We start from the raw sequence: 12095 nt of genomic DNA, 5'->3' as shown, positions 1-12095 counted from the left end.
CCGAGCGGCCAAAGGGATCAGACTGTAAATCTGACGGCTCTGCCTTCGAAGGTTCGAATCCTTCTCCCTCCACCATAATTCAGAAAACCCGGCCTAGTGCCGGGTTTTCGCATTTTTGGCCCATCGCAATTCATTCTCCCTCTGCACTGCCAACCTTTATCACGGCTTGCCCGCGGCCGATCGAGCAATACAAAACGGGAGGCCTGCGCCTCCCGTTTAGATTCATATCAGCCCTGTTACGGGATGAAGCGTTACAGAGTAAAGCGATAGAAGATATCGACCGCCTGAGCCACCCCGCTCATCGCCTGCAGATAGAGCCGTGGCAATACCTCGTAGCGCAGCTTGAACTCGGCGATGGGGCTGAAGACCCCGACCCCGTACTGGAACTGCAGGCCCGGCAGCAGATATGCAGACAGAGTCACCTGGGTGTTGTCACCACTGCCCGCCGTATCGAGGGAGACATCGCTCATCCCCAGCGACTCGCCGATGCTCGACACCACGCCGTTGGCCTGACTCACCGCGCCGGCTACCAGCAGGCCGTTGAAACCGCCATCCTCACCGCCGGTCTGCAACCCTTTGCCGCGCAGCAGATAGGAGAGCTGTTCCGACTGCGCCATCTGCGGTTCGGAGTAGACAGTGATCTCCGGCTTGCTGGCAGGGCCAGTCACCCGCACCCCGACCGTCACCTGACCCTCGATGGTATCGGGATCCCGGTTGGCCTCGATGTTGAGGAAGGGCCGATCCAGCGGACCGGAGAAGAGGATCCGCCCCTCCTTGATGATGAGGTTCTGACCATAGGCCTTGAAGCGGCCATTGGTCAGCACCAGCTGGCCGTTGCCTGCCAGCGGTTTCTCGGGATCCTGACGGATATTGAGGCCACCGGAGACATCGGTCTTCAACCCCATGGCATCGAGCTTCACATCGTTGCCAAGGCGGATCGCCACCTTCATCGCCAGCGGCAGACTTGCCTGCTTGGGAGCCGGGGGCAGATCGTCATAGACCACGGTCACATCATCGGAGACCGCAACCGCCGAATCCGGCAAGCTCTTGACCAGAATGCGCGCCCAGGGAATATCCACCTGACCGGTAATCCGGGTCTCCTCCCCCAGCGACACCGCGATATCGGGAGAGACTCTGACCCGGCCCATGCCCGGATATTGCGCCTCCAGATCCTTGCCCTGAATGGTGAGGCTGCCGCTGACCGGCATCTTGGCCCAGCTGAGCCAGCCGCCCAACGCCAGCGGCCCCTTGCCCACCAGCATGGAGCCATCGAGCTCGGCACGGTTGCCTTCGATCTTGAGGCGGGTCACCAGCTTGGTCAGGGTCACCATGTCGGAGTGAGTCTGCACTTCACCGTCACGCAGGTTGAGCTGGCCAAACAGCAGGGGCGCCGCCAGGGTGCCGTCGAAGCGGGCATCGGCGGAGATGATCCCTTGCAGGGAGCGCACCTCAGGGATGAGCGGCGCAAAGGTATTGAGCTTGAGATCGTCAAACTTGAGCTGACCACCTAGCAAACCGCGACCGGCAGGCTCCTTGATCAGCAGATCGGTATCGATATTGCCGATCTGCTTGGAGGCAAAATCGAGGCGAATGGCCGCCTGCTGCCGCTCGAAATCCAGGGCTAGGGCCAGCTGCTGATAATCAGTCTTGAGACCATCAGCCACAAAAGTGCCCGGCGTGGTGCGCACCACCGCATGCAGGGTCGGCTGATTGCCACGCCAGCTGGCGCGGCCATCGGCGGAGAGCATCGCCTGCCAGCGGAAGTTGTCCGGCAACCAGGGGCGCAGCCGCTTGAGATCAAACTCGCTCAGGGCAAACTCCAGAGTCCCCTGGGCAGCGGAAACCTGACTCCCCTTGACGCAGAGGCTGGCCCCCTGGGAGCCGAGGCAGAGATCCCCCATCGCCAGACGCTGACGCGGCAGATCGAGATCCAGTGCCCACGGGGAGCTCAAGTCCCAACGGCGCAGCGGGGTTTTCAGCCGCAACTCGGAGAGCGCCCCGCGCCAGTGATCCCCGCGCACGCCGCCACCCAGTTTGAGGTTGGCCGCAACAGGGTCACCCTTCATGGTCAGGGTCAACAGATGTTGACTGATATCGCCGCTGAGGTTCAGGGCAAGCTGGCTGAGCTTGGTTTCGCCCTGTTTCAACTGCGCCACCAACAACGCGAGATCACCGGCCGGTTTGGCGCCGATCGCCGCATTGCCCTTGAGGCTAATACCCTTCATGTCGGTGCCGGCATAGTAGAGCCGCTCGGAGGCGAGATCCGCATCGATTTTTGGCGTCTGCTGATTGCCACTGACCTTCACCTGTCCCTTGATATCCCCTTTCAGGCCGGGATAGATGCCCCCCAGCTGGGGAGCCAGCAGGTTGGCATCGAGCTTCCACTGGGCGCTGCTGATACTGCCCTTGGCCTGCAACTGGTTGGGGCCACTTTGCAGCGAGAGCGTCGGGATCAGCCACTCCATCTTGTCGTTACCGCTAAGCTCCCCCTTGAGGGCCAGCGGATACTGGTTGAGTTTGCCATCCACCTTGAGCTTGGGCAGTTTCAGCTCCCAGTGGCCCGCTTCGTTCATCACGAAACGGCTCTCCAGCTCACCGGCCAGCGTCCCTTTCAGCTCGGGCAGCAGCTCGGCCGGATTGATCCCCTTGAACAGGGTGGTTCCCTGCCACTCGATCCCCTTGTTCCAGGCGAGCTTGCCATCGAGCTTCAACTCCCCCTTGAGGGCATTGAGCTGCAAGGCTATTTTGCTGAGCCGCTCCAGATCCCCCTTGCCGTCCAGCGCAAGCTTGAAGGGGGGGACATCGGTCCCCTTGCCGGAGGTATTGAGGGCAAACTGGTAGCCGGAGAGCTTGCCCTTGGCAGTCAGGCTCCCTTTGTCCAGCCGATAGCTCGGCTCATCTTTGGCTGGCTTGTGAAGAGGCCAACCGAGGCTCTTCCAGTCGAGGGCCAGATCAAAGGGCAGATCTGGGTCGAGGGCGGCCAGCGAGCCCTTGAGATTGGCGGCAACCGGCCCCTTGGCCGACAACGCCAACCCCAGCTTGCCAACCGAACCGTTCAGCGCCAGCGTGGCCTGCTCCCCTTGCAACTCGCCATCCAGCAGTCCCTTGCGGGCCTTGGCATCCAGCGTCACCGCCAGCGGGTAGTCGTCACTGAGCTGGATATGGCCCTTGAGCGCCAGATCGGCCATGGCGTGGCGTAGCGAGAACTCGCGCACCTCGATGCGATCGTCGGCAGCAGTGGCCGACAGCAGCAGCCTGTCGAGCCCTTCAATCAGCTCGCCCTGCTTATATTGCACCCGGGTCGCGCTGACCCCTTCCAGCTGGATGGGGAAAGGAAGATGAATGGCGGGCAGGAGAATGGGGGCAGCCTTTGCCGTGTTCGCAGCTGGCGTCCCTTTGCCCTGTTTGACGGTCTTGGCGCTGGCCTTGTCGTTGCGCGCCACCGCAGCACCGGCTTGCTTCTCGTTAGCGGCCGGCTGCTTGGCGGATTTGGCTGCGCTGGCGGGTGCCGCATCATCCAGCGTCACCTTCAAGTTATCGAGCACCGGGCCGCGTACAATCAGCCCCTTGCGGTTGAGGGTGGAGCCGATATCGAGGGACCCCAGGGTCACGGCCACGCCGGGCACCGCCAGATCGAGGTCAGCCACCTTGAGGCTGTCGACCTGAATTTTGAGGGGGAGCGGATGCCAGACAAAAGGCTCCGACGGCTCTTCCGGTGCAGGCTCCGAGTCGGCCACCTTCACCACCGGATGAGTCACTTCAAGCGATTTGATCCAGAGTTTGCCCTGCAGCAGTTTGCCAAGATCCCAGTCGAGCACGGCGCGATCCACCGTGACATCCACCAGCTCATCCTGCCAACCCGCCCCTTCCAGAGTCCAGCCATAGCCAAGCTGACCGGCCACCAGCTCCCCCTTGAGAGAAGGCAGCGCTCCCTTGGCCTGTTGCCACAACCACTTGTTGCCCTGATGGGTAAAGCCCAGCAGGCTGACGCCGATGAGCAGCAGGAACACCAGCCCCATCAGCCAGAGAAAAATACGTTTTAGCCAGATCACAATGCAGACCCCCGCGCAAGATACAGCCGCAGCGGCCAAAGAAAAAAGCGTTTAGACAACATCATAATTCAGGCCCCAATGCGAAATGCAGCCGCAAGGGCTTGTCCTCCTCCGATACCCCGACCGCCAGATCCAGCCTGACCTGGCCGATGGGGGTGACCCAGCGCACACCGACGCCGGTACCTATTTTCCAAGGCTCGCTGTAATCGGTGGTTGAGGTGCCGCCATCCACAAACATGGCCCCCAGCCACTTCTCGCTGAAGCGGTAGTTGTATTCCAGACTGGCCACGCTGGTGTAACGGCCACCGGTCAGCTTGCCATCCGGCCCGGTGGGGGAGATGCTCTCGTAACCAAAGCCGCGCACCGTCTGATCGCCACCGGTAAAGAAGCGCAAAGACGGCGGCACCAACGAGAAGCTGTCACCTATGATGGCCCCCTGCTCGGCCCGCATCAGGAATCTGTGGTTATCACCAAGAGTTCGCAGCCACTTGCTGCGCCCCCACACCCGCATAAAGCTGATGTCGGAGCCCCATCTGGGATCGGAGAACTCCAGCGTCAGCTGCTGGCGATCCCCCCAATCGGGCACCAGGGTGCCGCGCACCCGCAGTCGGGACCAGGAGACCCCGGGGATCAGCAGCAAGCTGTTCCCCTCGTCGGCACCCTGGGTATAGATCTCGTTCTCCAGCCGGATAAAGACGTCCCGATCCCAGCTCTCCGGCCGTCGCGTCCAGCGGTGCACACCGATGGTAGTGAGATCGGAGCGGGTATCGTTGTTGTCCTTGTACTGGTAACCGGTCTGGATGGAGTAGTAGTCCCGCAGCGGGTTACCCACCGGGATCTGATAGTCGAAGCTGAGCTCTGCCTCCGGCGCAGACACCTTGGCGGTGGCAAAGAGACGGTGGCCATAGCGGTTGACCCAGGGCTTCTCCCAGGTGGCACTCATCCGCGGCCCCACGTCGGTGGCATAACCGATACCGGTCTCGATTTCGTGATCGACCCGGTTATCCAGCGTCACCGCGATGGGTACCCGATAGTTGCTCGCCTCGCTCAATACCGGCTTGATATCGACCTGACGGAACAGCTTGGTGGAGGAGACATCCTGCGACATCTCGGCCAGACGGATGGCGAGATAGGGGTCGCCGCTCTTGATGTTGATAAGCGGGCGAATAAGGTGAAGCGCTTCGGGGGTGGCATCGTAGCGGATCTCGCCAAAACGGTAGCGATGGCCCGATTCGAACAGAATAAAGATCTCTGCCGTCCCCTTGTCCGGGAACACCTTGACCTGACTCTTGCTCAGCTTGGCATCAAAGTAACCGCGAGCCAGTCCGAGGCTGCCCAGATCCGCCTTGATGGATTCATACTTGGCGTGGTTGAGGGGCTCGCCCTCTTTGAGGGGCAACTTGTCCAGCAGGGCACTGTAAAGCTCGTCGCTGCCCGCATCCCCCTCCAGCAGAATATCGAGGCGGGAGACGATGACCGGCTCCCCCTTGTCCACCTCAATCACCACTTTGGACGGGGTTTTCTTATCGCGACTCAGGGTGATTTTCGGCTGGTAGTAGCCATAAACCTGCAGCGCCTTTTGCACGCTCTCGGTGATTTTGGCGCGGGCCGGGCGGTATTGCCGCTCCTGATAGACTGGCAGGGCATTGAGGTAGGCTTCGACGTTATCCTTGTTCTCCCCTTTCAACCCCTTGACCTGATAGGTGAGCTTGGCGGCAAACGCGGGCGAAGCCAGCAGCGACAGCAACAGGCCCACCCCCAGTACCCGCAGGCCGCGGCGAAAGGCAGAGCCAGACAGTGAACGCCCTGCCAGCAGGGATGAAATGCATCCTGTCAAAGGTCAATATTCCTGAATCTGTGGTGAAGGAAACCAGCGCCCTTTCGGGCCAACCCCGAATGCGGCGCAGCACGCCATGCCGTGCATGGCCGTGACACCAAAATGCGCGCCAGAAAAATGGCGAACCTTATCCTAACATAGGCATCGGCCAGCGACAGCGCAGCACCATTGGCAAATTCGCCATATCTTTTAAGAGGTTGACCACAAATCACACATTTTGGTGACAATGACGCCGCCCGCTTTCCCGATGGAAGCGAATTGACCTGCCCTGAATAAGGCTCACCCCACCATCAGGCACCATTTGTCACCTCTCCTCCTCTCTTTACCACCAGAAACCCACCACGACAGAGTTTGTCGGCATCACCCCACCCTCACCGTTTAACAGGCCCGGCACACGCCAAAGCCCGCCGTAGCGGGTGATTAAGAATTGCTCGTTCAGCGCAATCGAATTATCCCGCTGCCTTTGCAGACGTCCCTCCCTCACACTTGAACCATCAACTGAAGGAGACACATCATGCATGCACGTAGCGAACAGATGGCTGACTATATTGCCGATCGTCTCGAGTTCATCACCTTCCTCGCCTGTTGCAGCGCCCTGCTGGCCCTGCTGACCGGCATGAGTGGCCAGCAGGCGCTGGCCTTTACTGCCCTGAACCTGCCTTTTGGCCTCGGCATTTTGCTGGCGATGGCGATGCTGGCCCCCCTGCCCGTCCACTGGCGGCTGCCGGGGGTCACCTTGCTGCTGGCAGGTTGCGCTCTGATGACCCTGCAACTGGGGGGCGAATGGCTCAATCCGCTGGCTATCTGGAGCCTCTACGCCCTGCTCGGGCTGGAGATCATCTGGCAAGCTCGTCCACGCGCCATGCTGGCCACCCGAGCTCGCCAATAATACGGCCGATAAAGGGCGGGCTGTGATGGCTGACGCCAGTGGCAAATTGGGGTACTCTTGCGCCCCGATTTGCTACCACCCTTGGCGTTAACAACCTTCGCCATCACTCCCAGGAGCGCCCCGATGAAAAAAGCCTGTGCCCAGCACATTCTGGTCAAGACCGAAAAACAGTGTCTGGAGATCAAGGAGAAGATCGAGAAGGGAGCCGACTTCGGCCAGATGGCCAAGCGCTTCTCCACCTGCGCTTCTGCAAAACGCAGCGGCGATCTGGGGGAGTTCAATAAAGGGGATATGGTCAAGCCCTTTGACGATGCCGTCTTCAAGGGTGAACTGCTCAAGGTGCTGGGGCCGGTGCGCACCAAGTTCGGCTTCCATCTGATCAAAGTGCTCTATCGCAACTAAGTCATCGCAACTGACCATTTTCTCGGTGAAGCTCCCGTCAGGCGGGCTTCACCGACCTCTGCATTCCCCTCGCGAAACTGACCAAAACCACGCCAAACTCGCATCAATTTACTAACGTTATCAGGCAATTAAGTTTATCCTTCTCGGCATTGTCCACATTCGACGATGGATCCCGTGCTATGCCCCGCTCTTGCTTGTGGCCCCTGCTGGCCTGGTTACTCCCGCTCGCTGGCGCCCTCGGCAGCCGCTTTCATCTCTGGCCCTGGTGGATCGGTTTTGCGATCTGTCTCATCGGAGCCCTTGTCTCCCTGATCTTGCTGGTACGCCTACCCTGGAGCCGCAACCGCTACGCCAGCGGCCTTGGCGCCTTGCCACTGCTGCTACCGCTGACCTTTGTGGCACAGGCGCTGCGCATGCCGCTGATCAACGATGTGAGCACAGATCCCTACAATCCCCCCCAGCTACGCTGGGCGGCAGAGCTGAGAACCGCGCAGGATCTGCCAATAAATAGCGCCCCGCTGAAAGCAGTTGAGGCAAAACCCGGTCCTCTCTTTACCCATACCGCCCCCGAAGAGGTGGTTATTGAGGCTGAGGAGCTGATGCAGGAGCTGGGCTGGCAGGTACGACCCAGCCCCGACGGTCTGGATGCAGTGGTCACCACCGGCTGGTTCGGCTTTCAGGATGATGTGGCGCTGCGGGTCTTTGCTGGCCCCAAAGAGACCCGCATCGATATGCGATCAGCCTCCCGTCAGGGGCAAAGCGATCTGGGCACCAACCGGGCGCGGATCGAGGATTTCCTGACCCGCCTGAACGAGCGCCTCGGCCAGGCCTACAAACCCAATTTGAAACCGTAAGTGTGAAACAACAAGAAGGTAACTGATGCGCGTTGAGGTCAAACCCGACCGGGAATATGCCTGGTTTATCCGCCCCTTTTTCTGGCTGCAAAAGCGCAACTATGGTCAGGTGCTTATTCCGGGCAAGTGCTGGGGCCGCTCGCCGCGCCTCTTTGCCGCCGTCGCCACCCTCTATGGCGTCATCAACCGCAAGCGCTCCCCCATAGATCCCGTGCTGCGCTCGCTGGTGACGGTGCGGGTCTCCCAGCTCAACTGGTGCCGTTTTTGCGTCGACATCAACGCCATGACCTTGGTAAAGAGAGCCGGTTCCAGCGAGAAAGTGGAGGCGCTGGCCAACTGGCGCGAAAGCCCCTTGTTTGACGAGCGGGAAAAAGCGGTGTTCGACTATACCGAAGCGATGACTGGCCTCGATGGGGTGAGCGATGAACAGGCTGCCCGCCTCAAGCCCTGGTTCGACGACGATGCCATGGTGGAGCTGACCGGTCTTATCGCCTTTCAGAACATGTCGGCCAAGTTCAACGCCGCCCTCGATATCGCACCGCAGGGCTTCTGCCAGCTGCCGGTGCAACCGGAACGCCCTGCCCAGCCAGACAGCAAGGACGCCTGATGAACCGGACCCGCCTGCTGCTTGCACTGGTGATGGGGGGCCTTATCGGCACCTTTTTTGCCCTCGATCTTGGCCGTTACCTCACTCTGGACGCCTTGCAGGCCCAGCAGGCGGCAGTGGCGCAATGGGTCGACAGCCACTTTGTCTCGGCCAGCCTGCTGTTCGTGCTTATCTATGTGCTGAGCACCGCCCTCTCCCTGCCCGGCGCCAGCCTGCTCACCCTGGGTGGCAGCGCTGTGTTTGGCGTCGCCTGGGGGCTGCTGCTGGTCTCTTTTGCCAGCTCCATTGGTGCGACCCTGGCCTTTCTCAGCGCCCGTTTTCTGCTGCGCGACTGGGTCGAGCAGCGCTTTGGCGACAAGCTGGCCACCTTTCAGTCCGGCATGGCGAAGGAGGGGGCCTTCTATCTGCTGAGCCTGCGCCTCATCCCCATCTTCCCCTTCTTTCTGGTCAATCTGCTGATGGGGCTCACCCCCATCAGAGTCAGCACCTACTACTGGGTCAGCCAGCTTGGCATGCTGCCCGGCACCTTCGTCTACGTGCTGGCGGGGAGCGAGCTTGGCCAGTTAACCAGCACCGGCAATATCCTCTCCCCCGGCCTGATGGTCGCGTTGACCCTGCTGGGGCTGATGCCCTGGCTGGTCAAGAAATTGACCGCCAAGCTCGCGCAGCGGCGCCTGCTCGCCCCCTATCGCAAACCCGCTCGCTATGACTACAACCTGCTGGTGATCGGTGCCGGGGCAGGTGGGCTGGTTACCAGCTATATCGCGGCAGCGGTGAAGGCCAAGGTGGCGCTCATCGAGAAGCACAAGATGGGGGGCGATTGCCTCAACAGCGGCTGCGTCCCCTCCAAGGCGCTGATCCGAAGTGCCCGCTTTGCCGCCGAACAACGCCGGGCCAGTGAACTGGGCTTTGGCCCAAATCAAGCCAGCGCTGATTTCGCTGCCGTGATGGAACGGGTCGCCTGCGTCATCAAGGAGGTCGAGCCCCACGACTCCATCGAGCGCTATCAGGGGCTTGGAGTGGAATGCATCGAAGGGGAGGCGCGGCTGGTCTCTCCTTGGGAGGTGGAGGTTAACGGCCAGCGCCTTGCCAGCCGCCATATCGTTATCGCCACCGGCGCCCGGCCGCTGGTGCCCAAGCTGCCGGGGCTGGATCAGGTGCCTTACCTCACCTCGGATAGCCTCTGGCAGCTGCGCACCCCGCCGCGCCGCCTGCTGGTGCTGGGCGGCGGCCCCATCGGCTGCGAGCTGGCCCAGAGCTTCGCCCTGCTCGGCATTCCCGTGACCTTGGTGGAACTCTCGGAGCAACTGCTGCCCCGCGAAGATAGAGAGGTAGCCGACGCCCTGGCCGGGCAGATGAGCCGAGATGGCGTGCAGCTACTCACCGGCTGGCGCGCCGAACGAGCCGACTATCTGCCCGCAACCGAGGGGGATCTACCCATCCGGCTGCAACTGCGCCGGGGCAATGAGATACAGGTGGTGGAAGGGGATCAACTGCTGCTGGCACTGGGTCGGGTCGCCAATGTGAGCGGCTTCGGGCTCGAAGCGTTGGGGGTCGAGCTTGCCCCCCGCGGCACCATAGCGGTCGATGGCTTTCTTGCCACCAACTTCCCCAGCATACTGGCAGTGGGAGACGTAGCGGGCCCTTACCAGTTCACCCACTTTGCCGCCCATCAGGCCTGGTATGCGGCAGTAAATGCCCTGTTTGGTCAGTTCAAGCGCTTTCGGGCCGACTATCGGGTCATTCCGGCGGCCACCTACACCACGCCGGAGATTGCCCGGGTCGGCCTCAATCGCAAGGAGGCCGAAGCGCAGGGGATTCCTTTCGAGGCGACCCGCTTTGAGCTGGCCGAGCTGGACAGAGCCATTGCCGATGGGGAGCGCCACGGTTTTATCGAAGTGCTGACCGTGCCGGGCAAGGATACTATCCTTGGCGCCATCATAGTGGGCACTCACGCCGGTGAGCGGATTGCCGAGTTCGTGCTCGCCATGCGTCACCGTCTCGGCCTTGGCAAGATCCTCGGCACCATTCACGCCTATCCCACCCTGATGGAGGGGAACAAATACGTGGCAGGTGAATGGAAACGGGCCCACCAGCCCACCCGGGTGCTGGCGTTGCTGGCCCGTTATCACCGCTGGCGCCGTGGCGCCTGACAATCAGGGAAACATTTATGCTCAAGCCATTCTCACAGCTCTGCTCACACCTCAACTCACACTGCAGATCTCGGCTCAAACAGCGGCTAAATGCGCTGCTGTGCGCCCTGCCCCTGCTGGCCAGCGGCCCTCTGTTGGCGGCCAACCCAGACGATAACTGGCAACGGACCCTTGAGGAGGCGAAGGGACAGACCGTCTACTTCAACGCCTGGGGCGGCAGCCCGGAGATCAACGCCTATCTGGTGTGGGCCGGGCAGGAGCTGGCGCGCGACTATCAGGTCAAACTGGTGCAGGTGAAGGTGGATGACATTGCCCAGAGCGTCAGCCAGTTGCTGGCCAACAAGCAGGCGGGCAAGCAAGCTGGCGGCCCCATCGATCTGCTCTGGGTCAACGGCGAGAACTTCAAGGCGCTCAAGGAGCAGGGGCTGCTCGGCGCTCCCTTTACCGCCGAGCTACCCAACATGGCGCTGGTAGACAGCACCCTGCCGGTGAGTGAGGACTTCACCCTGCCGGTGGAAGGGCTGGAAGCCCCCTGGGGCATCGGCCAGCTCAATCTGATGGTCGACACCGAAGAGGTCGCCAGAGCGCCCACCTCGGCAGCAGCCCTGCTGGCGTGGGCCAAGGCCCATCCCGGTCGCTTCACCTACCCCAAGCCGCCCCAGTTCCATGGCTCCAGCTTTCTCAAGCAGATCCTGCTGGAGTTGACGCCAGACCCCGCCCCCCTCTATCGGGAGGCGACCGATACCGAGTTTACCCAACTCACCGCCCCGCTCTGGGCCTGGCTCGATGAGCTGCATCCGGCACTCTGGCGCAAGGGCAAACTGTTCCCCACCAGCGCCGCCGAAACCCGCCAGTTACTCGATGATGGCGAACTGGCCATGGCCATCAGCTTCAATCCGCAGGAGGCGCAGAGCGCCGCCCAGATTGGCGCCCTGCCCCCCAGCGTGGAAGCGGTAGCCATGGAGAAAGGGGCGCTCACCAACAGCCATTTTCTCGCCATCCCCTTCAACGCCAGTGCCCGTGCGGGTGCCAAGGTGGTGGCCAACTTCCTGCTGAGCCCGGCGGCGCAGGCGCGCAAGGCCAATCCGGCCTTCTGGGGTGATCCCAGCGTGCTGCGGGCCGATGCCCTGCCTGACCCCGCCAAGGGGCAACCGGCACTGCGCTTCAAAGCGGTGGCCGAGCCTCACCCCAGCTGGCAGCTCAAGCTGGAAGCGGCCTGGGCCGAGCGTTACGGTCACTGATGAGTGCCGCTGGTCACCCGCTTTCCCGCTCCCGACCGTGGCGCCAGTTGACACGCCACC

Annotated in this window: 8 protein-coding genes; 6 read left to right on the top strand and 2 right to left on the bottom strand. The window is 61.8% G+C overall.

All coding sequences use genetic code 11. The annotated features are described in order from the left end of the window. Window positions 1-251 precede the first annotated feature (251 nt). Both G5380_RS05610 and G5380_RS05605 read right to left on the bottom strand, forming a co-directional pair. Complete coding sequence (locus tag G5380_RS05610; RefSeq protein ID WP_421352492.1) at window positions 252-4052, bottom strand: translocation/assembly module TamB domain-containing protein; 3801 nt, start codon at window positions 4050-4052, stop codon at window positions 252-254. 61 nt (window positions 4053-4113) lie between these two features. Beyond that, window positions 4114-5889 carry an autotransporter assembly complex protein TamA gene (locus G5380_RS05605; RefSeq protein WP_100646312.1) on the bottom strand — a complete coding sequence of 592 codons (1776 nt, stop codon included), beginning with the start codon at window positions 5887-5889 and terminating at the stop codon, window positions 4114-4116. Window positions 5890-6403: 514 nt separating this feature from the next. Here G5380_RS05605 and G5380_RS05600 point away from each other — a divergent pair. From G5380_RS05600 to G5380_RS05575, 6 genes are all read left to right on the top strand, one after another. Beyond that, on the top strand, window positions 6404-6778 hold the full coding sequence (locus G5380_RS05600) for a hypothetical protein (protein WP_236271099.1): 375 nt from the start codon (window positions 6404-6406) through the stop codon (window positions 6776-6778). Window positions 6779-6901: 123 nt separating this feature from the next. Then, window positions 6902-7180: a peptidylprolyl isomerase gene (locus G5380_RS05595; protein ID WP_005334269.1), complete on the top strand. Its 279-nt coding sequence runs from the start codon at window positions 6902-6904 to the stop codon at window positions 7178-7180. A 179-nt stretch (window positions 7181-7359) separates the two neighbouring features. Then, on the top strand, window positions 7360-8034 hold the full coding sequence (locus tag G5380_RS05590; protein WP_216977405.1) for a DUF1499 domain-containing protein: 675 nt from the start codon (window positions 7360-7362) through the stop codon (window positions 8032-8034). Between the two features lie 25 nt (window positions 8035-8059). Further along, window positions 8060-8641, top strand: a complete 582-nt coding sequence (locus G5380_RS05585; RefSeq protein WP_421352491.1) for a carboxymuconolactone decarboxylase family protein — start codon at window positions 8060-8062, stop codon at window positions 8639-8641. Continuing rightward, on the top strand, window positions 8641-10794 hold the full coding sequence (locus tag G5380_RS05580; protein WP_421352490.1) for an FAD-dependent oxidoreductase: 2154 nt from the start codon (window positions 8641-8643) through the stop codon (window positions 10792-10794). Before G5380_RS05585 ends, G5380_RS05580 begins: the two co-directional genes overlap by 1 nt. 17 nt (window positions 10795-10811) lie before the next feature. Further along, the gene (locus tag G5380_RS05575; protein ID WP_421352489.1) at window positions 10812-12035 is read left to right on the top strand and encodes an ABC transporter substrate-binding protein; all 1224 of its coding nucleotides are present in this window, start codon (window positions 10812-10814) and stop codon (window positions 12033-12035) included. The last annotated feature ends 60 nt before the right edge of the window (window positions 12036-12095 follow it).

Source organism: Aeromonas sp. 604443, assembly GCF_049170315.1.
In the GTDB taxonomy this organism is placed as follows: domain Bacteria; phylum Pseudomonadota; class Gammaproteobacteria; order Enterobacterales; family Aeromonadaceae; genus Aeromonas; species Aeromonas veronii_A.
The sequence above is the reverse complement of the archived record's forward strand: the minus strand, read 5'-3'. Positions and strand labels throughout refer to the sequence as shown.

Excerpts from the sequence above, each read along its gene's own strand:
- G5380_RS05600 (WP_236271099.1), top strand. The coding sequence starts at position 6,404 with ATGCATGCACGTAGCGAACAGATGGCTGACTATATTGCCGATCGTCTC.
- G5380_RS05595 (WP_005334269.1), top strand. The coding sequence starts at position 6,902 with ATGAAAAAAGCCTGTGCCCAGCACATTCTGGTCAAGACCGAAAAACAG.
- G5380_RS05590 (WP_216977405.1), top strand. The coding sequence starts at position 7,360 with ATGCCCCGCTCTTGCTTGTGGCCCCTGCTGGCCTGGTTACTCCCGCTC.
- G5380_RS05585 (WP_421352491.1), top strand. The coding sequence starts at position 8,060 with ATGCGCGTTGAGGTCAAACCCGACCGGGAATATGCCTGGTTTATCCGC.
- G5380_RS05580 (WP_421352490.1), top strand. The coding sequence starts at position 8,641 with ATGAACCGGACCCGCCTGCTGCTTGCACTGGTGATGGGGGGCCTTATC.
- G5380_RS05575 (WP_421352489.1), top strand. The coding sequence starts at position 10,812 with ATGCTCAAGCCATTCTCACAGCTCTGCTCACACCTCAACTCACACTGC.